The following is a 21,549-nucleotide window of genomic DNA, read 5'->3' as shown; positions in this document are numbered from 1 at the left end:
CGGTTCCCTTCACATGATGGTCTTGCGGCGGGACGGGCGGACGGGGCGCGGCGGCTTCGCGGGGACGTCCGGTCCAGCCCCCTGCCCGCCCGGGACGCCGAACCAGCGGTTGGCCTCCGGCCGCAGCGTCCAGCCGCGGACCGGCGGGCCATAGAAAGGTTTCCAGGCCGGATCGGCGTAGGGGTGCAGGCGGGTGGCGCGGATCGGCTTGCCGTAGCCGAAGATGATCAGGTCGTTGCCGTCCATCTCCAGGGCGGCGTGCATCGGCAGCACCGGCCTGCGGTCGACCCGCACCCCGCGGCTGACGGTGGGGAAAAGGTCGAACAGGCCCTTGGAGGTCGAGCGCGTCGGCACCTCCTCGATGGCCTCGCCCACCATCCGGCTGATCCGCTCGGCCTCGTCCGAGGAGTTTGGCCGGAACACCACCAACCGAGTGTTGGCGGTCAAGCCCTTGCCATAGCGTTCCTCCACCTCGCCCAGGCTCTGGGCGAGCAGCAGCAGGCGGATGCTGTATTCGCGGACGTAGCGGATCCATTCCGCGGCTTCCGGCATGCGGAACTGGAGGAACTCGTCCAGCGCCACCAGCAGCGTCCAGCGTCGCGCCCGCCCGTCGTCGGCGCGGTCCCGATCGACGGTAAGAAAGTCGATCATCTGGGTGAGGATCAGGGTGAAGACCCGGCGCAAGCGCCGCGCGTCCATCGGCCGGGCGACGATGTAGAGCGTCACCGGCTGCTCGCCGGCCACGAGATCGGAAATCGAGAAGTCGCTGGCGGCGGTCTGCGCCTCCAGGACGGAATCCTCGAACTCGGCGAGCAGCACCGAGGCGGTGACGTAGACCGACTTGCGGTAATGCAGGCTCTTGTCCACCGCCCCACCCCGCCCGCCCTTGCGGGCCGGGCCGTCCTTCTTGCCGTCCTCGTCCGGCTCGGCGTCGGCGGCGACGCTCTTGTCCCACAGCTCCTGGGCGGCGCGCTGCGCGGTCGGATGGACCCCCTCGGCCAGCATCAGCGTCAGCCCGTCGTCGCCGAGCAGGATGTGCCGCCGCGCCCCGGCCAGCGACTTCTCGGAATCCGCGGCGACGGTGAGCAGGTAGACGAAGACGCCGGTGAGGTAGGAGAAGGCGGCGTTGCGCCAGTGCCCCTCCTTCTCGCCCTCGGTGAGGATGCGGGCGGCGTGCTGGCAGTCCGGCACCAAATGCGGGCCGGGGCGCACCGCCATGAGCGGGTTGTAGCGGGGACCGCCGGGCCGGGCGAGGTCGAGCACGATGACGTCGCCGAAGCGCTCGCGCGCCGCCCCGCTGTCGCCGGCCATGACGCCCTTGAAGTCCCAGACGACGGCGCTCTCGCGCCAGCCGGCGAACAGGGTGGGCAGCACCGTGGTGGTGGTCTTGCCCGAGCCGGTGGGGCCGATCACCAGCACCGGCTGCAGGGTGCGCTCGCGCAGGGGCCGGCCGTTCCAGGCGCCGAGAACGATGCAGGAGTCCGTCATCACCCCCTCCTCACAACAGGCCGCTGCGGCGGACGTCGGCGCCGTCGGCCCAACGGCCGGCGCCGAAGCGGGGAGAGCGGTCGCCGCGCAGGGCGAGGCCGACGCGCACCGCCAGCGCCAGGACGGTGGCGGTGCAGACCAGGACGGCGACGGTGACCATCCAGCGGTGGCCAGGGGCCAGCAGGCCGCGCCAAGTCAGGAACTGGCCGGGCCAATAAAGCACCATGTCGCCGATGGGCAGCCCGCCGAAGACGGCCGGCCAGCCGAACAGCCAGCCGACCAGCTCGGTGACGATCGCCACCGACAGCAGCCACGCAACACAGCAACCGAGCAGGATGAGGAGGAGGGGCCGCGTCACAGCTCGCGCCCTCCGAGATCGTCCAGGCCGTCGCGCCCGATCTCACGGCCGCGCTCCTCGCGCAGGCGCTGCATCTCGAAGAGCTGGCGCTCGTAGGCCTGCCGCTCGCGCTCGTCCATCCAGCCCAGCGTCCGGGTGGTGGCCTCCACCGCGTCGTGGCGGAACCAGTGGGTGACGACGTCGCGCTCGAAGTACAGGTCGCGGTCGTCCTGGACGCCACGGATCATCACGTGCAGGTGCTGGTTGCCGTCGGGATGGGCCATGTCGGGCTTGCGCTCGACCGCCGCCACCCATTCAAGTTCACCAACCCGGCGCTCCCAGGCGGTCATGACCTCCCGGCCGTAGGCCACCATGTCGTCGATGCGGTGGCCGTCGTTCGGGCTGACGATGACGTGGAAGACGCGGCGGTCGTCCGACCAGGCGGCGGCCACCTCGCCCTTGTCGATGCCGAGGCGGTCGCGGTCGAACAGCGGGCCGTCCTTGGCGAGGTAGTTGGCCAGCACGGCGACCGAGTTGGGGAAGGCGCCGCGGGCGCGGTCGTGGTAGAGCAGCTTGACGTTGACCGGGCGGGCGTAGGCGTTCGGACTGGCCGGCGCGGCCCGCACCCGGACCCGGCGCTCGGAGCGGCGGACGTAGCCACGGGCCAGCGCCCGGCCGCGGTCGGCCAGCGCCTTCATCCGGGCCTTGAAGCCGTCGTCGGCCGAGAGGCCGTCGAAGATCGACCCGCGCCACCGCATGCCAGTACTCCTCCGCAAACCGGGACCGGCTCCAGGGCCGGCCGGAAGACAAAACCGGATCGACGATGCGTCGAAGGCCATGTCTTGAACAGAACTCAAAGGTATGACGGGATTTCAAAGGACAGGTTCGCCAATGTTCGCCAAAAAAAGCGCGTACACAGGAAAACTCTAAGGAAATCAACGGCCACGAACGACGGCGAACCGCCCCTTTATCTTGCTGACCGTTGATTTATCTTCTTCCGCACGCGCTCACGAAAGCCCGCCGAAGCTTGGACACACTGTCCGATTTCCTGTCTTTGCGCGCCATAGTGCGATCGGCGTTCCTTCGCGGGCGAAGCGGGCCGCCGCCCTGCCCGATCAGCCCGCCACCGGGACCGATCCCAGGCCGAAGACCTCCGAGACGAGGCCGCGGACGTCGGCCTCGGCCCGCCCGGCCATCTCCAGTTCCGGCACCAGCAGCCCGGTGCTCCGGCTCGTCGCGAAGGCCAGCCGCTGCCGCACCACCGCCGCCGACACCGGCAGACGCAGCCCCAGCACCTGAGCCTCGGTACCCGGTTCCACCAGCAGCTCCTCCGGCGCCCGCGTCAGCACCAGCGACGCACTGAGCATCGGCTCGGCCGCCAGCGCCTCGACGACCAGCTGCATCGTGGCGGCACAGCGCCCCACCGCCTCCCGGTCCGGCAGCGTCGGCACCAGCACCGTCTCCGCCGCCAGCAGGGCCGCCCGCACCGTTGCCGGCGAACGGGCCGGGGTGTCGATGACCACGTGGTCGAAGCTGGTGCCCAGCCCCCACAGCCCGCAGCGCAGCTGAGCGCTGGTGATCGTGACGGTGTCGAACAGGGCCGGCAGGTCGTTGCGCCGGCGCATCCCCGCCCACTCCCGCACGCCCGAGGCGCCATCGACGTCGAGCAGCGCCACCCGCTTGCCTTGCAGGGCCAGCTCGCCGGCCAGGTTGACCGCCAGCGTGGTGCGGCCCACCCCCGGCGCCAGGTTGACCAGGGCGGCGATCATGCCCCCTCCTCCCTGGCGAAGCGGGCTTCCAGCACCTCGCGCAGCAGCGCCGCCATGGTGACGCCGCGCCGGAAGGCGGCGATCCGGATCCGCCCGCGCAGCTCCGGCGTGATGTCCACCGTCAGCCGCGCGGTGTAGATCTCCGCCTTGGCCGGCCCGCCCTCGCCCCGGCGCACCCAGGCGTCGGGTGCGCCGGGCCGGGCGCCGAAGCCGATCCGCCCGCCGGTCATGGCCCGGTCCCCAGCAGCTCGGCGGCCAGGGCCGCGATCTCGTGCGCCGCCGTGGAACCCGGTTCGCTCTCGAAGGCCAGCCGGCCGGAGCGCACGCAGCGGGCGAAGACGACGCGCTGGCCGACCGACGCCGCCATCGCCGGCGGCACCACCCCGGCCAGCTCGCGGCGGGCATCGGCCAGCAGCCGGGTGCGGGCGATGCAGCGGTTGAGCAGAAAGCGGGCGGACAGGCCGGGCCGCCAGCCGCGCGCCTCGTCGAGCAGGCGCAACAGCTCGGCCGAGGCCCAGGCGTCGAACGGGCTGGGCTGCACCGGGATCAGCACCCGCTCGGCGGTCAGGATCGCCGAGCGCGCCAGGGCCGTCACCCGTGGCGGCCCATCGATGACCACGTGCTCGACCCCGGAGGCCAGGTCGGGCACCTCGCGGTGCAGCGTCTCCCGCGCCAGCCCGACCATGGCGAACAGCCGGGGCAGCCCCTCGCGGTTGCGCTGCTCGGCCCAGTCGAGCGCCGAGCCCTGGGGATCGGCGTCGATCAGCAGCACGCGATGGCCACGCCGGGTCAACTCGCCGGCGAGGTGGAGGGCGAGCGTCGTCTTGCCGACACCCCCCTTCTGGTTGAGGAAGGCCACGATCATCGCTGCGCCCTCCCCGCTCCGGAGGACTTATCCACAGGCGGAGGAGTCGAGGAGTCAGCCGCCAAGAGTCTGTTATTAGTAACGTTATAAAAGTTATAGGGGCGAATCGGTGAGGCGGGACAAGGGGTTGACTCCGAGTCGGGGTGGCGTTCCCCCGCGAGTCGGCATGGCGATCTCCCGTTTTTCGATAGTTTCGATGTCCCGTCATCATTCACAGGTTGTTCACAAGGGGCTGTGGACAGGTTCGCCAAGGGTCGCGCTCGGAGAACAGCAGGCGCTCTTCGCCGCCGCCCCGCTCGATGGACAGCCGGTAGCCCGGCAGGCCGATGGACGCGATCCGCCGGATGTGACGGGCGAATTCGGCCGGACGCATCGGGCTGCCGCTGCGGGCGTGCAGGCGGCGCAGGCCGATGGCGCCGCCGCCTCGCTGCCGACCGCCCATCTTGCGCACCAGCCGGTACAGCCAGCGCGCCACCCCGCCGGTGAGGGCGAAGTAACCGGGATCCAGCGTCAGCACCCGGCGTTCGCACACCGCCGTGAACAGCCACTCCGGCAGCGTCAGGCGGACGCCGGCCGCGGTCGGCTCCCACCCCTCCAGCCAGCAAAAACGGGCCGGCCCCTCCGGCCCGGCGCGCAGCGTGGTCTCGACCCGGGTGGCCGCCAGCCGGTCGAAGGCGGCGCGCAGCAGCGCGTAGTCGTGCCGGCCAACGCCGCGGCCGAGGAAGCGCAGAAGCGGATACGCCGGGGTTTCCAGATGCCGGGTGGGCGTCCGGCCGGCGTCGAGGGCCTCGGTGAGCTGGCTGGCCGCCCAGACCAGCACGTCGGCGTCCCAGAGGGTGGCGATGCCGAGGTCGCCCGCCGGCTCGACCCGGATGCGCACCGCCCCCTGCTCGAAGGTGATGGGCGCGTGGCGTGGGGATTTCGCGAGGCTGAACCACGGCCAGACCATCAGGTCGGCCACGTCGCGCAACGCGATGTCGGTGCGGCGGGCGGGAAGGGAAGCGTTCTCCATGGCCGCCTCCGGTCACGAACGGCGGGCCGGCCGCACGGCGCCGGCACCGGGGTCGGAGGTGGAGGTGCGCAGGCCCCGGTCGGCCCAGGCCTTCAGGTCGTCGAGCGCGTAGACCACGCGCCCGCCGATCTTGCGGTAGCGCGGGCCGGTGCCGTAGACGCGGTGCTTCTCCAGCGTCCGGCCGGACAGGCCGAGGAAGCGCCCGGCCTCGGCCGTGCGCAGGAAGCGGTGCGGCAGGTCGTCGGTGCTGTCGTGCATGGTCGAGCCTCCGTGTTCCGGAGCGCGCCGCCGGGAGCGGCGGGGCGCGATGGCGGAAGGCTCGCGGAAACACGGAAGCGCCGGGGAGGGGAAAGACCGGCGGGGCCGGAGTCCCCCGGCCCCTCCCCAGAGCGGTCTACCGCTGGCCGCGCCCGAGGCGGCCAGCCAGCAGCTCGCGGTAGCCGCCGGCCATCAGCCGCCGCCCGCGGCGGACCAGGTAGCGGACCTGGTCGCGCAGGGGACTGGAGCGGAACCAGTCGGCCGCCACCCGCCGCTCGCCGAACACCGCCTCGGCGGTGTCGCGCAGGCTGGCGCCGGCCAGGGCGGCGTCGAGCGCCTGCAGGGCGTGGCGCAGCAGGCCGGTCTGGATGGGCGTCAGCTCGGGCGGCGGCGGCCGGCCCGCCATCAGCGCCGCCAAGCGCTCGATCCCGGCGACCTGCGGCGCCCGCGGCCGGTCGAACGCCACGGTGGCCCACAGCGCCGTTCCCGGTGGCGGCAGGTCCGGCGCCAGGACCAGGAAGCGCCGCTCCCGGGCACCGTCGGCGATCACCACGTGGAAGCCGTCCGGCGTCGGCAGCACGGCCCGCCGCCCCGGTCCGGCCAGCGGGTCAGCGTCCGGAGCCACGGGGATCGGCTGCCTGGGAACCGGGACCAGCCGCACCAGGTCCGGCAGCAGGTCGGGCGTCCAGAAAATCGCCGTGTCGTGGGCGGAGCGATCCGGGTCCTCGGCGAAAGGACAACCCCCAGCGCCGGCCAACGGCGGCATGTTCCGCCGAGCGCGGCGCGGCGGCCCGCGTCGCGGCCCGGTACTCGGGATTGCGGCGCAGGAACTCCCACGCCCAGCCCGCCACCGGCAGCGCTGCCGTGTCGGTGTAGGCGGCGGCGGACCGCCAGTCTCTCGTGCCTGTCATGAAACCGTCCTCGTCAGGGATGAAGGGACGGATGCGCACCCAAACGCTCAGGTTGCGAAGCGCCGACCGGATCGGTAGGCCAGCGCGGCGTATCGGGGGATCGATGCAACCAGCATACCCCGATCGAAAGGGGAGGAAACGCTTGATCGGACAGGAAAAGAGCCGCCCAGCCGGCGTTCGGCACTGCCGGACGCGCCGTGCGGCGATGGCGGCTTAATTCGAAACGAGCAGATGCCGGTAGCCGCTTTCGGTCATCCAGCGGGCGCGAGCGAGATGGCTGGCGTGGGCACGCCGGGCGCGCTCGGGTTCCTCGTCCGGGTCGATGCGCAGCACGATCCGGGCGACCTCGTCGGGGTCGGCCCCGTCCGCCGCGGCGTCGAGCAGGCGCAGGTAGGTGACCAGATGCAGCCGGTCGTAGTCGGTGAGCGCCTCGCCGGTGGGCGCCACGTCGAACACCGGCGCGTCGATGCGCGGCTTCCTCATGCGCAGGCTCCTTCCTTCGGTGTTGGAGACTACCCGCCGGCCATGGGCCGGCGGCCGAATGGGAGATGTATCCCGTGGAGACTTTTTCCTCAATGGGGCTCCATCCTGGCGATGGAAGACCTGCCCGATATCCTGGCCGCGAACCTCCGGCGCCTGCGGCGTGAGCGTGCCATCACGCAGGAGGAACTCGCGCACCTGTCGGGCATCGACCGCAGCTACGTCGGCCAGATCGAGCGGGCCGAGCACAAGGCGAGTGTGGTGACGCTCGGCCGGCTGGCGCGGGCGCTGAAGGTGCTTCCCGGCGATCTGCTGGCGCTGCCCCCCGATCACCCCTTCCTCTCCGAACTGGCCGGCCCCACCCGAGACGGTGACGGCGGTGCGTGACGACATACGTGGGTAGGACACCCCATGTCCACCACCATTGCTTTTGGGGCGAAAGGGTTGGCGATGCCAACGGTTTCCGGGAGAGGTGCGTGACTTTTTAGGCGTATGCCGGCCAATCGGGGCAGTGGCCGGGAGTGCATTCCCGTGTTCACGGCGCTCCGGAGTCCCGGATCGACGGACAGCCGGATATCCGGATCGCCGGTTCTCCGTAAATCCAGGTAGGAAGGAGCTGCGCGCCCGATGGCGGCGACCGGCGGTGATCACCGGCGCACCCGCCGGACAGACCCGCGTCGATGGGGCCGCACCGATGCGCGAGTCCACGAATAAAAGAAAATCCCGTTCAACGATTTAAGGGACACGAGTCCACGATTTAAGGAACGTTTCAATCATTCATCCGCTGCCATTCACCTTTTATGGGAAACCGACAGGAGCCGTGCGACCGATGACGGCGACCAGCGGAGATGGAGGAGGATCGCTGGCGCACCGCCGGACAGACGGATGGCCGATGTGCGCGACGGCAGACCGGTCGAACTGGCCGTCGATGCGGCCGGCATCGTGCCGTGCACCCTCTCTGCACATGGGTCCGACGCCGCATCAGCGCGCCACGGCGTCGAGCTGCTTATGCGCCAGTCGCAAAATAAAGGGCCGCCAGTCGCACGGTTAGGGGCCATGTTCGCAGAATTATGGGGCCGGCTGCTGATTTATCGGCCCCGCTCGCGTCTTCGGGAGCCGACGACACCGGCCGGCGCCCTCCGGCCGCGCAACGAGCCTCCTGGTTGCGGCGCACGGCGCCGCCTCGGTGGACACCAGCGCGTCGGCGGTGCGGTCCATCCTCGCCTGCCGGGCCAGGAGCCGATCCAGTTCGGCACGGGCCTGGGCGCGTTCGCGGCGGGTCAGGGCACAGGACGCCAGCTCGGCCCGCAGTTCCCTGACCTGGTCGTGGATGGTGAGCATCGTTCCCCTCCTCTGGTTTTGAAGACGAGGGGGCGTCACGATGCCGGGGCGGTCCGGGTCGAGGATCGCCGCAGGCGACCGGCCTGCCGGCGAGCGGGGGAGCCAAAAGGCGCAGCCTTTTGGGGGGACCGCTCGTCCTCGAGGCGGGCCGCACCGGCATGGTAGGCTGGGAGGTCTGAAGAGACAGACGGACCTTCGGGAGCACGGGGGCTCCCCATCTCGGCCCGCGATCGGTCGCACGGCGATCACGGCCTTCACGAGCGGCGGTGCCAGCCGCTTGGCGCGTTCCAGCACGTCCGTCGTGGCCCGGAGCCGGCCGCGGCGCCCCGGGGGAGCGCCGCAACCGGTGGCCGACCTCAGCGGGACCAGATCAGGGCGTAGCCGCCGTCGACCTCGACCAGGCTGGCGTAGATCGGGGCGGGGAAGCTGGGGTCGTCCAGCTTGACCGAGTGGTAGTCGCGGCCGGTCTCCTTGGCGGTCTTGCGCCAGCCCGCGCCGATGTCGATCCCATTGCTCACGGCGCGAAGGTCGGGAGCCTTGTCGCTGTCCTTTCGCGGCCGGGACGAAACGGGCCTTGATGTTGAGGGTGAGCGTCTTGATGGTCCCGGCAAACGAGCCATCGTCGTTGCGGATGAAGGTGCCGATCTGAGCCATAGTCGCCTCCTGCGGGGTTCGGCCGCGACCACCGCGGCCTTGATGGCGATCACAAGGGCGCCGAGCGACCGGCCCGCACGCGCAAGGGCCGCAGCGCAGCGGAGGACGGCCGGGGGCCGGGCTTCTTGCCTCGCGAGGAAGCCGCGCACAGGCGCAGCCGAGCACGGCGGGGAAGAAGGCCGGCCCACGGCCGTTGCGGGATCGAGGTCGGGCTGCCCCGCAGCCGCACCCGGCGTCAGGGTCGCCAGCAGGAAAGGCCGCCGTGGTCGAGCCGCGAGCCGTTCCGCCGGAGACGACACCGCTCACGGCGCCGCAGCGCAACGCCGGATGCAATCGTGCCGGAAACGGCACGGTTCCCCGGTCACATGGCCTCGCCTGGGAGAAGGACCATGAACGGCTCCCACCCGCCGTGGTAGCGTCGCCCGATGGAGCGGTTGATCGGAGATGGATGCATGACCCCGGAGCGGTGCCGGTTCTTCCGGCGTCAACTGGGATGGTCGCAGGAAGCCCTCGCCGAGAAGGCGACGCTGTCGGTGTCGGCGGTGGCGCGCCTTCGAACTCGGCAGGGGTTCGTCGCGGGGCTATGTGCCGGGCAGTCTCCGGCGGGCCTTCGAAGCCGCGGGTGTCCGCATGGACAGCGACGAAGCACCACGAACAGCCACGGCGAATTGAAACCTTCAGGCACAGGGAATGGCCGGTGGCGGGCGATCGCCATGGGTAAGGTGCCGGAGGCTGACGATGACGGAGTGTCGTCGGAGGAAACCGATAGCCCCATCACGGTTGGGATCGCCCTGCACCCGGACCCGGATCCTGCCGTCGCCACCCTTGCAGGAGGAAGGTACGTCGCGGGAGATGCGCCAGGGATCGACGGTCGTCAGACTCGAGACTCCGCAGGAGGCTCGATTCACGAGAGCCCGGCGCGTGGGCTTGCCCGCGCGGGCGCCATGTTCGCTTGTAACGAAGGACCTCGGTTACCCTTCGGTGGACAACGGGAGCGGCGGCTTTGCACCATCATATGGGAACGTCCGCAGGACGCGCATTCCTGGAGATGCTCCCTGCCCATGGCACGGCCCTTCGGCCGACGAACGCCATCATCATCCGCATCCGCGGCATAGGGTTAGCATGGACCGGCCGGTAGGCCTACACACCACCCGGGAGCTTGGACCGCATCGCCTCTCTCCGGTCGAAACGCCGGCCATCCGCCACGAACGTGCCGTCGCCGACGGCGTGGATCAGCCTCTTCTCCTTGCGGCCGCCGTCGACATGGGCGGCTACACCCTGGAGCACCACGATGTCGTGATGCCCAATGATCTCGGCGACGCGGCATTCGATGTTGACGAGGCACTCGGCGATGAGCGGCGCCCGGACGTGCTGCGCCGTCACACGGCTCAGCCCGAACCTCGCGAACTTGTCCGTGTCCCTCCCCGAACAGGTTCCCACCCCGACGACGGTGTCGAGGAGATCCACCGTGGGGACCGCGATCACACACTCCTTCGTCTTGGTAAGCGCGGCGTAGGAGTGGTTCCAGGCCCCGGTGGTGATGGCGAATTTCGCCGTGAAATCCAGCACCATCGTCCAGGAGATGGTCATCACGTTGTCCGTGCGGCCGTCGCTCGTCGTCACCAGGACGACCGGCCCCGGCTCGATCAGCGTGAACGCCTTGCCGATCGGCAGCTCTTCCAACCCTGCCTCCCTCCCGCAAACGATGCGTTCCTGCGAAAGCCGTGAGGTGGAGAAGGCGGCAGGCCCGGTGGACATGAGAGGCCCGCTGCGCACGCCCCCCTGATTACGCCGGCGGATGCACGCCGGTCAACGCCTTGCTCAACGCCCACGGCCTTTCCGCCGCCGCGGGGGCAATTGGGGGGGCAATTGGGTAGGGAAAGGCGCCCGCGCCTCGGCCGACGGACGCCATCATCGGTGCACAGGGCCGACAGGGCGCGACCCGACAGACGCACCATCCGTCCGAAAGGAAACGGAGCGTGTGTCCAGATGGCGCCACGGGTGTTTTGCCGCAATTCAGGAAAAGGGTCGGCGACCGGCTCAGCCGGACAGCGTCGGACGCTGCTGCTCCGCCGCCACCAGGGTGACGAGGTCGGACAGCACGCTGCCCAGAAACGGCCAGGGAAGGTCGTCGCCCTCCGGTTCCCGCTCTCCCCATTGCTCGATGACAACGAGCTTGGCAATCGCGCCCACCAGCGAGTGGGCCGGCGTCACGGCGGCGATGCGCAGCAGCTCATCGACGCGGTGGTCGGCGGCAACCTCCGACCGGATGGCCGCGGTGAGCCCACAGGCGGCGGCTTCGGCGTTCCAACGGGCACGCGCCGCCCCCAGAGCGCGTTTCAGGCGGCGGCGTTGCGCCAATGTCTCCGGGGCCGTGCCCAGCACCCGGTCGATCTGGCGCGGATCCGTTGCCCGGACCATCGGCCGTCCGGGATCGCTCATCGGGATCTCGATGGCCGGCAAGCCGATGCGGCCGATCAGGTGACGTTCCAGACGTTGCGCCTCACGGCAGAGATGCTCCGACAGGGGAAAGGCAGCCCGCCATTCCCTCCAGAGAACGAGGAGGGGCTCCGCACCATTCCCGTCCGGGGCGGCCTCCAGCACCCGGATCGCCGCGGACAAGGCGGAGCGGCGTGATGCTTTGCTGGTCCTCGCTCTTGGCGTGCGCGTCTCCCGTTGCATGATCGGTCCCCTCCCTTCCAGCTGGGTCAGTCAGCGTCGCTTCAGCGACCGACTCGCATGGGAGTTTGGGCCTGTCGGCCAGGACACCAGGGGCATACCCACGCGAAGCCGAGCTCCTGACGGTTCAGATGAGTGCGTATTTTTCGCACTTATGCGTATAGAGCGCAAGCGTATTTTCCGTCTCCTTGCGCTTTCTGCGTACCCGCCTACCATCCGGGACATGAACCTGACGCCCGCTCAATGCCGCGCCGCCCGCGGTCTGGTGAACATGACCCAACAGCAGCTCGCCGAGGCGAGCGGCGTGAGCCTGCGCACCATCACGCATTTCGAGAAAGGCGGGCGCACCCCCATACCCGCCATTCTGCGGGCGTTGAAGGACGCGCTCGAGGCGGCCGGCGTCATCTTCATCCCCAGCAATGGTGAAGGTGTCGGCGTCCGCCTGCGCAAAGGCACCGAGCCGCCGATGGGGCCGAACCATGGTGGGAATTGAGGCGCACCAAAGGCGCACCCATTCCCACCGTCACCCCATCGGACGTACCGGCCGGTCGGACCGCCCCGGTCGCCACCGGTGCCATTGCCCACACGGACCACGCCTTGAGGCATGATCCGGCGGTTCGCTTTCGCGGGCCGCCGGTTCCCCGTAAATCCATCATTCCGGGTATCCGGATCGCCGCCGAAAAGACAAAGCGGAAAAACGTCGTTGTGGTTGTGCATCCGCACGCTGTAGAAGTTTTCGCGACGGTTGCATCGCCTTTGAAGTGAACTTCCTCCTTGCTGTCCCAAGCTCTCGACGCGCTCCTCAGGAAACGGCAATCCCGCGCCCCGCTGTCCGATGCGAGCGTGGACACCTATCTGGCAAAGACGCTGTTCATCGACGTCGAAGCCGACCGTGGCGGGCGCCCGAATGCGGTCGGCGCGGTGCTGGACGACCGGATCTTCCGATGGGAGAAGCGTGGTTCCAGGCCCTTCGCCTCCGCTGGACTGGACGGTTTCGCCCGCGGCGCCGAGCGCATCGCCGGCCACAACATCCTGGCGCACGACCTGCCGATCCTGCGCGATGCGGTGCCGGGACTGGCCGCATGGACGTTGCCGGTGGTGGACACGCTGGTGCTCTCGCCCCTGGCCTTCCCGGCCAACCCCTACCACCGGCTGATCAAGGGCTACAAGCTCGAGAAGGATGCGGTGAACGATCCGGTCGCCGACGCCCGGCTGTGCCGGGCGGTGCTGCGCGACGAGATCGATGCCTTTGTCCGCTTGGTGGCGGCAGACGCCGGACGCTGCCGCGTTCCACCGCTTCGCGCTGTCTGGCCCAGGCCATAGCGGCATGGCCGACCTGCTCGGCCTGTGCGGCGCCCCCCTGCCGCCGACAGCGTCCGCGGCCTTCACGCTGTGGATGCAGTGCGCGACGGCACGCGTGTGCACGGCCGCGTCCGCCCGCCTCGCTGCGGCCGAGTTGGAACCGTCCGCGGCGCGCCTCGCCTTCGCCCACGCGCTGGCGTGGCTCGGCGTGGCGGGCGGCGCCTCGGTGCTGCCGGCCTGGGTGCGTCATCAGCACCCGGCGGTCGGGCCGCTGCTGCGCGACCTGCGCGACACACCGTGTGACGATCCCGCGTGCGCGTGGTGCCGCACCGCCTTCAGCGCGACGCATTGGCTGCGGGAGACCTTCGGGTTCGACGTCTTCCGGCCCAAGCCGGCCGCGCCCGACGGCGGGAGCCTACAACAACGCATCGTCGAGGCCGGCCTCGCCGGGCGGCCGGCGCTGGCGGTGCTGCCCACCGGCGGCGGCAAGTCGCTGTGCTTCCAGGTGCCGGCCCTGGCCCGCCACCAGCGCACCGGGGCGTTGACCGTGGTGGTATCGCCGCTGCAGGCGCTGATGAAGGACCAGGTGGACAATTTCCGCAGCAAGACCGGCCGGCCGGCGGCGGCGGCCGCGCTCTACGGAGCGCTCACCCTGCCGGAACGGGGGGCGGTGATGGACCGGGTGCGCCAGGGCGACATCGCGCTCCTCTATGTGTCCCCCGAACAGCTGCGCAACCCGTCCGTCGTCCGCACCATCGAGCAGCGGGAGATCGGCGCCTGGGTGTTCGACGAGGCGCACTGCCTGTCCAAGTGGGGCCATGACTTCCGCCCCGACTATCTCTACACCGCGCGCTTCATCGCCGAACTGGCCGAACGCCAGGGCACGCCGCCACCACCCGTGACCTGCCTGACCGCCACCGCCAAGCACGAGGTCGTCGAGGAGATCCGCGGCCACATCCGTGACCGGCTGGGGCAAGAACTCGACCTGTACGCCGGGGGCGCCGAGCGCTCCAACCTGACCTTCGCCGTCGAGAGCATCACGCCGGCGGAGAAGGTCGAGCGCATCGCCGTCCTGCTGGAGCAGCATGTCCGGCGGGGCGGAGCGTCGGCCTGCGCTGTGGTCTACGCCGCTACCCGGCGCGGCACCCAGGAGCTGCGGGACGCGCTGATGGGATACGGCTGGCCGGCCGCCGCCTTCCATGCCGGCATGAAGGCCGCCGACAAGGCGGAGGTCCTGGCGGGCTTCATCGGCGGCTCCATCCCTGTGGTATGCGCCACCAACGCCTTCGGCATGGGCATCGACAAGGACAGCGTGCGGCTGGTGGTGCACGCCGATGTGCCCGGCTCGCTGGAAGCGTACACGCAGGAGGCCGGACGCGCCGGGCGGGACGGGCTGCCGGCGGCCTGCGTGCTGCTGTTCGATCCCGACGATCTGGAGGACCAGTTTCGCCTCGCCGCCCGGTCGGAACTGCGGCGGCGCGACATCGGACAGATCCTGCGGGGCGTGCGGCGGCTGTCGCAGCGGTTGGGCAAGGACGAGGTGGTGGCCACCGCGGGCGAGCTGGTGGCCGATCCGGAACTCGACCTCGGCTTCGCGGCCGACGATTCGGACGCCGACACCAAGGTGAAGACGGCGCTGTCCTGGCTGGAGCGCGCCGGGCTGGTGATCCGGTCCGAAAACCGGACCTCCGTCATCACCGCGCGGCCCAAGCCGCTGTCGCTGGAGCAGGCGCGCACCGCCATCGAGCGTCTGGGTCTGCCCGCGGCCACGGTGGCCCAGTGGATGGCCATCTTCCGCACGCTGGTGGCGGTCGCCGCCGATCCCAGCGAGGAGCACCCGCTGACTGTCGACACGCTGGCCGCTCTCGATCCCCTGGCGGCCGACACCGCCGGCCCGCCGCAGGAGGCGACCGCCAAGGTGCTGACGGTGCTGACCGCGATGGCCGGTCACGGCCTGATCGAGAGCGGGACCGTGCTGACCGCACAGGTGCGGCCGTCGGGCGTCAACGCCTCGCGCCGCGTCCTGGCCCAGTTTTCCGGTGCTGCCCGCAGCCTGCTGGCGATGCTGCGGGAGGAGGCGCCGGATGGGGAGGAGCTGTGCCTGTCGCTGACGGCGGCCACCCAGCGGCTGCGCGACCGGGGCTGCGCCGAGTGCCAGCCCGAAGTGGTTCTGCGGCTGCTGAAGACGCTGTCCGACACCAACGTGGGGGCAGCGCGCGCCTGCGTCTCGCCACGGTGGCACGCTGGCGGTACAGCCTGACGCTGTCGGGAACGTGGCAGAGCCTGGAGGATGGCCTGCGCCGGCAGGAAGCGGTCGCCTCCCTGGTGCTCGACCGTCTGCTGGCGGCCGGCCGGGCCACCGATGGCGCGGGCAAGACGGTGGTGCCCTTCGCCGTCGAGGAGCTGGCCCAGGCGGTGACCGGTGACCTGACGCTGGCCGCCGAGGTGACCGATCCGGTCGCCGCGGTCCAGGCGGCCCTGCTGATGCTGCACGACTGGAAGGTGATCCTGCTGCAAGGTGGCCTGTCGGTGTTCCGCCAGGGTCTGAGCTTGCGGCTGCCGGAGGCGGCGCGGGGGCGGCGCTACACCAAGGACGACCATGAACCGCTGACCCGCCATTACGCCGGCCGCACCTTCCCAGATCCACGCCATGGGCGAATACGCCCGTCTGGGGCTCGCCAGCCCGGAGCGGGCGGCGGCCTTCGCCGCCGATTACTTCGCCCTGCCGGAGGATCGGCTGCTCGCCCGCCACTTCCCGGGCCGGCGCGCCGAACTGGCCCGCCCGGTGTCGGCGGACAGCTATGCCCGCATCGTCACCGATCTCGCCAATCCGGCGCAGCAGGCGATCATGACCGCGCCGGTCGGGCGCAACCTGCTGGTCCTGGCCGGGCCGGGGTCGGGAAGACCCGCGTCATCGTCCACCGCTGCGCCTACCTGATGCGGGTGCTGCGGGTGCCGGCGCAGGCGATCCTGGTGCTGTGCTACAACCACGCGGCCGCCCTGTCGATCCGACGGCGGCTGCGCGCCCTGATCGGCGACGAGGCCGGCTGGATCGACGCCTACACCTATCACGCGCTGGCCATGCGCCTGGTTGGGGCGAGCGTCGCCGAGCGCCTGGAACATCGGCCGGACAGCGCGCCCGCCGATCCCTTCTCCGGGGTGATCGGCGACGCCACAGCACTTCTGCGCGGGGAAAGCGCCTTTCCCGGCCTCGACGCCGAGGACGTGCGGGAGCGGCTGCTGGCGCGCTACCGCTACATCCTGATCGATGAATACCAGGACATCGACGAGGAGCAGTACGACCTCGTCTCCGCCATCGCCGGCCGCCAGGAGAAGGATGCCCGAAGCGCGGATCGCGCTGATGGCCGTCGGGGACGACGACCAAGCGGTGTACGGCTTCCGTCACGCCGATGTCGCGTTCATCCGCCGGTACCAGGCCGACTACACGGCGGAGGTTCACCATCTGGTGGAGAACTACCGCTCCACCGCCGCCGTGATCGCCGCGTCGAACACCTTGATCCGGCACAACACCGACCGGATGAAGACCGAGCACCCCATCCGCATCGACCGGGCGCGGGCCGAGGATCCGGCGGGCGAACCGTGCGGGTCCTGGCGGTGGAGACCATCGCGCATCAGATCGGTGCGGTGCTGGACGTCATCGAGCAGCGGCGGGCTCGACATTCCGGCACGTCGTGGAGCGACTTCGCCGTGCTGGCGCGTCAACGCCACGTCCTGGCGCCGTTCCACGCGGTGTGCGACCACACCGGCATCCCCTGCGATCCCGCCTACGACACCACGTCCGACCGGTTTCCCCTGCACCGGCTGCGCGAGGTGGTGGCCTTCCTCGACCGGTTGAAGCCGACGACCGCACGGGTTGACGGAACATGGTTGCAGGCGCAGCTGGCCGACCTGCGCCAGGAGATGAGCGCCTCGCCATGGTGGGGGCTGGTGGAGCAACTGCTCGGCGGCTGGGCGACGACGAGCGCCGGGCGGGCGGCGGAACCGGAAGCGGTGCGCGAGGCCCTGTATGAAGGGCTGTCCCAGCTGCGCCGCGAGCGCTTGACCGGCGCCGGCATCCACATCGGGACGCTGCACGGCGCAAAGGGGCTGGAGTTCCGGCACGTCATCCTCCTTGACGGGGGATGGGACGGCCGGCCATCGGACAGGGCTGCCGCGGACAGCGAGGAGGAGCGGCGGCTGTTCTACGTCGGCATGACGCGAGCAAGGGAGACGTTGTGCCTGATGCGCCGTGCGGATGTGAGGAATCCGCATCTGTCGCTGCTCGATGGCGTCGACTGTGTTGCCTGCGCCGACACCGGGCGTGCCGACCGGAGAGTGCTCAGCCGCCAGCGCACCGTACTCGGGCTCGGCGACCTGCACATCGACTTTGCCGGCCGCCAGCCGGCAACGGCGGCCGTTCACCGGGCGATGGCGGCCCTACGGCCGGGCGACGCGGTGACCTTGCGGGCGGCACGCTCGGCGACGGACCGGGTGTCGGTGCTCAGCGCTGACGGCACGGTGATTGCGCGCCTTTCGGAAGCGGCCAGCCGGCACTGGTCCTGTCTGATCTCCGCGGTTGAACAGGTCCGTGTGCATGCCGTGGTTCGCCGGCATCGGAAAGACTGCGCGGAGGCTTGGCGCGGCCAGCTCAAGACTGAAAGCTGGGAGCTCCCGGTAATTGAAATCTGGACGCACTCTGTCCGTTGACATCACACCTACTCTCAGGTGACGCTCATCGAGTTCTTGTCACTATGCCGGGATCCCAAAATTTGGCGAGCCCGCTTCAGGGCTTCAGGGTTAACGAGTTCACCCTGGCTGCTGTCTGAAATGGCGACAAGCACCGCCGCAACACCCTCAGCCAAATCACGTAGATGCTTAGGTCGCTCGTCGGTCAGGTCGGGAGTTTCGAAATCAACATCCTCAATGAACTCTCGGAAAGGTTCGATCCAGTTGAAAGTTCCAGAGGCGATCAATCGCTCAAATTCCTCAAACCCAATGATGCGATAGCGTCGCGCCGTTGAGAGTTCGTCTTTCACAATCATAGCATCGCCGATCGCATCTTGCCATTCCCGATAAATCAGCGCTTCACGGTAGCCGAGGAAACCAATCAAACTTGGAATAGACGACAGAAATTTTTGATCTTCAAGCGAATGATTAAGCCCATGATCTTCCAATAATTTTAATAACCCACGACAGACAAATTCCTGCTGTAAAGTTGTAGAATCAACAAGATGGTGATGATTTTTCCTTAGCTCGTCAGTCGCCAAGGCATACATAGCTACCTCAAAGCTGGCTGCAAGTGAAGCGAACTGACTTTCGGTAAGCGTTGATACATCAATGCCACAACCCGTGCAAAACGAACGGACTCGTCGTTTCTCGACGCCGTGACCATCAGCTAAGGCAGACTGCACTTTCGCAAGCGCCTTGAACACTGGTGAGGTCGCGCCAAATCCGCCGCGCGGCAGGGCGCTAAGCTCCAGACTAATCGCGCGAATCCAGCCGAGCAACGCTGCGATCCTGTATAAAGTGCTGATGCGTTTATATTGACTAAAATTCCTAGGGCATGTCTTAAGCAAAAGAAAATGCGCTCTCTTTTCCAAAATAATCTCGGACATTCTCCAAATTACCTTTTCTGCGCTGGCGCTGATTGGAGCAAAATAACTCCGCTCGATCTGATCTTGTAACTTCTTATCAGCACGACGTTCATTCCAACGTTGGATAACAACATCTTTCAACAACGGCCCCAATATACCGCTGATCAAGCCCCCCACCAATGCAGCGACCGCAGGCATCCAGATTTCAAAGATAGACTTACTTCCGGTTAGTGTAGTTTGAGCCAAAGCGGCGTGCTTAGGAAGCATCAACAGCCAAAAAGTCACGAATAATAAACACCACTTCCGTCTGATTATCATAATTGTATATTCCTCTTTCCATGATTACTGATGATATGGCATTGTTCACACGGCCGAAACACGTTCCACACCCTACTATCCACAACAATCATAATTGAAAATTATCAAATACACTTTGGAGATCGTTAGTCAATATTAATTGAAATGAATGTGTGATTCATTTATTGATCAACATCATCAAATATAGATCGGACATTGATATTGTCAAAAGGCGTTCCAATCTGATCTTTTCTCTGCGATACAGTAGAAATCTGCGTCCAATCAACATCATCTTCGTCTTCATTTTCACGTTCCCTTTTGCGCTCAGCCAGCCGCTCAATCTCGTCGCTGATCCTTTGTCGGGCGGAGCTGATTAGATGTACCGCTTCCTCATCGTCGGTTAGGCCTTCAAGTGTCTGTAGCGCGCTAGAGATCACGTCGAAATGGCTATCTGGTTCCGCATCGAGATCGGCCTCATCGGCAAGGTCAGAGATCCGCTCCTCGGTATTCAGAAGGGAGCAGGTCCGCAATTTGATGCCAAGGGAGACTAAGCGCATCGGTGGGATCAAGTTCATGATTTCCGGATTATCGAAGTATGATAAGTCGAAGTTGATCTGTGCCGCTTCCTCCAACTTCGACGCCGACACTTCCCTCAGCAAGTCGTTCAACAAGCCGGCGCTATGGGCACGTGCGTGGACGTTGATTCTTGGGTCATACTTGATCGTGCTACCGCTCCAGCTGCTCCGCTCGAGCATAGTTGGATCAGCCTGGACGACGCTTCGAAAAACAGCATCACTCGCGCGAAAGGCTAAGAACCAGAATAGCGACCAAGTGCGACCAATCTCATCAGGCGTATTCAGTAGTCGGGTAACAAGAAGAGCGTTCAGTGTTGCAGGGAGTGTGAGAGCATCACGAATCGAGGCAGAGCCTTCGCAAACGAAGCTGCTTAGGATCGTGTCGATGGTGGCGCCCCGGAGTAGAGCCTCCATCATGTGCGGCTTCCCCCGTAGAATTTCCGTTAGGGCGTCCGCGATCGTCGGGTGAGCAAACGACCAGACCCGGTCGCCTGATGCCGGCCCCCGCAAGAAGGAACCCTTTAGGTCGGAGAAGCTGTCGAGGATCCGCGGAAGCGTGATACCCGTGAGGTCCGTGACTGCCTGGGCTGCGGCCTGATCCGGTGCGCCTGAGTCGAACGCTCCCTGATGAACGTACACCAGCTGAAGAGCTGCTTGGGAGACCTCATCTAAGGCGTTGATAGTATCTATGAGGTGTTCGCGTGGCTCACTCATGAACCTTACCAGAGCTTCTCTGCGAATAGCCAAACTCTTCGTAAAGGTAGGATTACCAAGGCGTTCGGCTATTCCTGGCAAAAATCCGGGGGCTGCGGCTACTGTTTGCAAATGTGGCTTTACGCCTGCCTTCCAGCTTTGACTCTGAGTACCATAATTGATATGGTTATATAGGATTTGCGATTTTTCCTCAGGCAACAGTTCGGTGACATCCACGAGCGCACTTCCATCAATGAATACGGAAAGATTGCGCTGGCCAAGCCGTCGCTTAGCTGCTTCATAGATGTGCTTGCGGGAGGTCAGAAGAAACCGATTGCCCTTTGAGATTGCCGCCTGCACCTTGCGAAATGCCGATGACCAGTCTTGAACATAGTCTTCTCGAAGCACATTTGGCCCAAAAGCATCGTCAATCCAGAAGAACCTTCCCGGATCGTTTGGATTCCAGCCCGCCTCGAAGTCTCGTGGACTTGTCAGAGCCAAGACCGTATGATTGGGGTCTTCTGAGGCTATTGTTGATAGTATCGCCCCAATGGCTGATTTACCGCTTGAAGGATTCCCAAGGAGTAAAACGATCCCGTGTTCTGACAACGCTTTCACTGCCGAGCGATGGGCGCAGGTTGGCACGTAAGCCTTCAGCTTCGGAATCCAGTGATCGAGCAGCGCGCGGCTTTGTTGTGAGAGGCGTTCATCAAGTATTGACGTCAAATCACCCAAACCATAAATCTGAGGTACCAAAGCTCGAAGGCGCGGACTGCTCCGAATTGTGCGAACAATATACTGTTTTCCGAGCACATGTGCTTTTCGTACGCCCATGGAGCGCAGTTTCTGGCGAATTTCTATTGCTGTAGGCGCATTGACGCCCATATTTGTCATAAAGACATAGGTATCGGCCTGCCCGAGACGAACGAGTTCTCTGACGTGATCGAGCTCAGGTGTAAGATCAGACAGCCTTAATGTCTTCCCTGGCTCCGAACTATGCTTGCACTGTACACTCCCGATAGCATCTCTTTCGACGTCTTTAGCTGGAATTAGAAAAACCGCATCCTGGCCGCCATCTTGCGCTTCTCGAAAAATCTCCACCGGTCTACCGAGAACTACCTCGCAGACCTGTGAGCACAGATCCTGGAACGCCCGCCAACCAATCGTATGCAGTGCCAGATCGGACCAAGGGCCGTGGGCCACACGCTTTGGCTGCTGATTCGTCAGAACGAGATCTGTTGCGGAGTCAACCATCCCTTGCTCCACTGTTCCTCACTCCATCAGCCCGGCTGCA

At 67.0% G+C, this 21,549-nt stretch carries 22 protein-coding genes and 2 pseudogenes; 7 read left to right on the top strand and 17 right to left on the bottom strand.

Annotated elements, in window-relative coordinates:
* Positions 1-9 precede the first annotated feature (9 nt).
* The 11 genes from F1643_RS14255 to F1643_RS14210 form a co-directional block, all read right to left on the bottom strand.
* Entirely contained in the window at positions 10-1,488 is a 1,479-nt protein-coding gene (locus F1643_RS14255) for a type IV secretory system conjugative DNA transfer family protein (protein ID WP_194913850.1), read from the bottom strand.
* A 10-nt stretch (positions 1,489-1,498) separates the two neighbouring features.
* A complete protein-coding gene (locus F1643_RS14250) occupies positions 1,499-1,846 on the bottom strand; it encodes a hypothetical protein (protein WP_194913849.1) in 348 nt (115 codons plus the stop codon).
* Complete coding sequence (locus tag F1643_RS14245; protein ID WP_194913848.1) at positions 1,843-2,583, bottom strand: hypothetical protein; 741 nt, start codon at positions 2,581-2,583, stop codon at positions 1,843-1,845. Before F1643_RS14245 ends, F1643_RS14250 begins: the two co-directional genes overlap by 4 nt.
* A 357-nt stretch (positions 2,584-2,940) precedes the next feature.
* Positions 2,941-3,594, bottom strand: coding sequence for an AAA family ATPase (locus F1643_RS14240; RefSeq protein ID WP_194913847.1), 654 nt, complete (start codon positions 3,592-3,594; stop codon positions 2,941-2,943).
* On the bottom strand, positions 3,591-3,824 hold the full coding sequence (locus F1643_RS14235) for a chromosome partitioning protein ParB (RefSeq protein ID WP_194913845.1): 234 nt from the start codon (positions 3,822-3,824) through the stop codon (positions 3,591-3,593). The genes F1643_RS14240 and F1643_RS14235 overlap by 4 nt, the downstream gene beginning before the upstream one ends.
* Entirely contained in the window at positions 3,821-4,459 is a 639-nt protein-coding gene (gene parA / locus F1643_RS14230; protein WP_194913843.1) for a ParA family partition ATPase, read from the bottom strand. The genes F1643_RS14235 and parA overlap by 4 nt, the downstream gene beginning before the upstream one ends.
* Before the next feature lie 211 nt (positions 4,460-4,670).
* A complete protein-coding gene (locus F1643_RS14225) occupies positions 4,671-5,471 on the bottom strand; it encodes a replication initiator protein A (protein WP_194913842.1) in 801 nt (266 codons plus the stop codon).
* Between the two features lie 12 nt (positions 5,472-5,483).
* The gene (locus F1643_RS14220; protein ID WP_194913840.1) at positions 5,484-5,729 is read right to left on the bottom strand and encodes an AlpA family transcriptional regulator; all 246 of its coding nucleotides are present in this window, start codon (positions 5,727-5,729) and stop codon (positions 5,484-5,486) included.
* Positions 5,730-5,865: 136 nt separating this feature from the next.
* A complete protein-coding gene (locus tag F1643_RS14215; RefSeq protein WP_370540613.1) occupies positions 5,866-6,354 on the bottom strand; it encodes a DUF2285 domain-containing protein in 489 nt (162 codons plus the stop codon).
* Positions 6,338-6,640 carry a transcriptional regulator domain-containing protein gene (locus tag F1643_RS24900; protein WP_370540612.1) on the bottom strand — a complete coding sequence of 101 codons (303 nt, stop codon included), beginning with the start codon at positions 6,638-6,640 and terminating at the stop codon, positions 6,338-6,340. Before F1643_RS24900 ends, F1643_RS14215 begins: the two co-directional genes overlap by 17 nt.
* Positions 6,641-6,853: 213 nt before the next feature.
* Entirely contained in the window at positions 6,854-7,123 is a 270-nt protein-coding gene (locus F1643_RS14210; RefSeq protein WP_194913837.1) for a DNA -binding domain-containing protein, read from the bottom strand.
* Between the two features lie 111 nt (positions 7,124-7,234).
* Here F1643_RS14210 and F1643_RS14205 point away from each other — a divergent pair, with 111 nt between their 5' ends.
* A complete protein-coding gene (locus F1643_RS14205; RefSeq protein WP_194913836.1) occupies positions 7,235-7,507 on the top strand; it encodes a helix-turn-helix domain-containing protein in 273 nt (90 codons plus the stop codon).
* Positions 7,508-8,188: 681 nt separating this feature from the next.
* Here the strand turns inward: F1643_RS14205 and F1643_RS14200 are convergent.
* From F1643_RS14200 to F1643_RS14185, 4 genes and pseudogenes are all read right to left on the bottom strand, one after another.
* Positions 8,189-8,461 (bottom strand): hypothetical protein, encoded by a 273-nt coding sequence (locus tag F1643_RS14200; protein ID WP_194913896.1) that lies wholly within the window; start codon positions 8,459-8,461, stop codon positions 8,189-8,191.
* A 356-nt stretch (positions 8,462-8,817) separates the two neighbouring features.
* Positions 8,818-9,115 (bottom strand): annotated as a pseudogene (locus F1643_RS14195) (DUF736 domain-containing protein).
* 1,140 nt (positions 9,116-10,255) lie between these two features.
* Entirely contained in the window at positions 10,256-10,798 is a 543-nt protein-coding gene (locus F1643_RS14190; RefSeq protein ID WP_194913835.1) for a flavin reductase family protein, read from the bottom strand.
* A 357-nt stretch (positions 10,799-11,155) separates the two neighbouring features.
* A complete protein-coding gene (locus F1643_RS14185) occupies positions 11,156-11,797 on the bottom strand; it encodes a hypothetical protein (protein WP_194913833.1) in 642 nt (213 codons plus the stop codon).
* Between the two features lie 220 nt (positions 11,798-12,017).
* Here F1643_RS14185 and F1643_RS14180 point away from each other — a divergent pair, with 220 nt between their 5' ends.
* From F1643_RS14180 to F1643_RS24885, 6 genes and pseudogenes are all read left to right on the top strand, one after another.
* Entirely contained in the window at positions 12,018-12,287 is a 270-nt protein-coding gene (locus tag F1643_RS14180) for a helix-turn-helix domain-containing protein (RefSeq protein WP_194913832.1), read from the top strand.
* Between the two features lie 281 nt (positions 12,288-12,568).
* Positions 12,569-13,117, top strand: a complete 549-nt coding sequence (locus tag F1643_RS14175; protein WP_194913830.1) for a hypothetical protein — start codon at positions 12,569-12,571, stop codon at positions 13,115-13,117.
* Between the two features lie 4 nt (positions 13,118-13,121).
* Positions 13,122-15,356, top strand: a complete 2,235-nt coding sequence (locus tag F1643_RS14170) for a RecQ family ATP-dependent DNA helicase (RefSeq protein WP_194913828.1) — start codon at positions 13,122-13,124, stop codon at positions 15,354-15,356.
* Positions 15,357-15,580: 224 nt separating this feature from the next.
* Positions 15,581-16,417 (top strand): annotated as a pseudogene (locus F1643_RS24895) (UvrD-helicase domain-containing protein); the annotation flags it as partial.
* Positions 16,365-16,952: a UvrD-helicase domain-containing protein gene (locus tag F1643_RS24890; protein ID WP_370540616.1), complete on the top strand. Its 588-nt coding sequence runs from the start codon at positions 16,365-16,367 to the stop codon at positions 16,950-16,952. The pseudogene F1643_RS24895 and the gene F1643_RS24890, both read left to right, overlap by 53 nt.
* 65 nt (positions 16,953-17,017) lie before the next feature.
* Complete coding sequence (locus F1643_RS24885) at positions 17,018-17,803, top strand: 3'-5' exonuclease (RefSeq protein WP_370540615.1); 786 nt, start codon at positions 17,018-17,020, stop codon at positions 17,801-17,803.
* A gap of 14 nt (positions 17,804-17,817) precedes the next feature.
* On the opposite strand, the gene F1643_RS14160 is transcribed toward F1643_RS24885, so the two are convergent.
* Both F1643_RS14160 and F1643_RS14155 read right to left on the bottom strand, forming a co-directional pair.
* Positions 17,818-18,975, bottom strand: a complete 1,158-nt coding sequence (locus F1643_RS14160; protein ID WP_194913824.1) for a hypothetical protein — start codon at positions 18,973-18,975, stop codon at positions 17,818-17,820.
* Between the two features lie 194 nt (positions 18,976-19,169).
* Entirely contained in the window at positions 19,170-21,509 is a 2,340-nt protein-coding gene (locus F1643_RS14155) for a hypothetical protein (protein WP_194913822.1), read from the bottom strand.
* Between the last annotated feature and the right edge of the window lie 40 nt (positions 21,510-21,549).

It is taken from the genome of Azospirillum sp. INR13 (assembly GCF_015390205.1).
GTDB lineage: Bacteria > Pseudomonadota > Alphaproteobacteria > Azospirillales > Azospirillaceae > Azospirillum.
This window is presented reverse-complemented; position numbering and strand designations above follow the sequence as displayed.

Excerpts from the sequence above, each read along its gene's own strand:
- F1643_RS14255 (WP_194913850.1), bottom strand. The coding sequence starts at position 1,488 with ATGACGGACTCCTGCATCGTTCTCGGCGCCTGGAACGGCCGGCCCCTG.
- F1643_RS14245 (WP_194913848.1), bottom strand. The coding sequence starts at position 2,583 with ATGCGGTGGCGCGGGTCGATCTTCGACGGCCTCTCGGCCGACGACGGC.
- F1643_RS14240 (WP_194913847.1), bottom strand. The coding sequence starts at position 3,594 with ATGATCGCCGCCCTGGTCAACCTGGCGCCGGGGGTGGGCCGCACCACG.
- F1643_RS14235 (WP_194913845.1), bottom strand. The coding sequence starts at position 3,824 with ATGACCGGCGGGCGGATCGGCTTCGGCGCCCGGCCCGGCGCACCCGAC.
- parA (WP_194913843.1), bottom strand. The coding sequence starts at position 4,459 with ATGATCGTGGCCTTCCTCAACCAGAAGGGGGGTGTCGGCAAGACGACG.
- F1643_RS14225 (WP_194913842.1), bottom strand. The coding sequence starts at position 5,471 with ATGGAGAACGCTTCCCTTCCCGCCCGCCGCACCGACATCGCGTTGCGC.
- F1643_RS14220 (WP_194913840.1), bottom strand. The coding sequence starts at position 5,729 with ATGCACGACAGCACCGACGACCTGCCGCACCGCTTCCTGCGCACGGCC.
- F1643_RS24900 (WP_370540612.1), bottom strand. The coding sequence starts at position 6,640 with ATGACAGGCACGAGAGACTGGCGGTCCGCCGCCGCCTACACCGACACG.
- F1643_RS14210 (WP_194913837.1), bottom strand. The coding sequence starts at position 7,123 with ATGAGGAAGCCGCGCATCGACGCGCCGGTGTTCGACGTGGCGCCCACC.
- F1643_RS14205 (WP_194913836.1), top strand. The coding sequence starts at position 7,235 with ATGGAAGACCTGCCCGATATCCTGGCCGCGAACCTCCGGCGCCTGCGG.
- F1643_RS14200 (WP_194913896.1), bottom strand. The coding sequence starts at position 8,461 with ATGCTCACCATCCACGACCAGGTCAGGGAACTGCGGGCCGAGCTGGCG.
- F1643_RS14185 (WP_194913833.1), bottom strand. The coding sequence starts at position 11,797 with ATGCAACGGGAGACGCGCACGCCAAGAGCGAGGACCAGCAAAGCATCA.
- F1643_RS14180 (WP_194913832.1), top strand. The coding sequence starts at position 12,018 with ATGAACCTGACGCCCGCTCAATGCCGCGCCGCCCGCGGTCTGGTGAAC.
- F1643_RS14170 (WP_194913828.1), top strand. The coding sequence starts at position 13,122 with ATGGCCGACCTGCTCGGCCTGTGCGGCGCCCCCCTGCCGCCGACAGCG.
- F1643_RS24890 (WP_370540616.1), top strand. The coding sequence starts at position 16,365 with ATGAATACCAGGACATCGACGAGGAGCAGTACGACCTCGTCTCCGCCA.
- F1643_RS24885 (WP_370540615.1), top strand. The coding sequence starts at position 17,018 with ATGAGCGCCTCGCCATGGTGGGGGCTGGTGGAGCAACTGCTCGGCGGC.
- F1643_RS14155 (WP_194913822.1), bottom strand. The coding sequence starts at position 21,509 with ATGGTTGACTCCGCAACAGATCTCGTTCTGACGAATCAGCAGCCAAAG.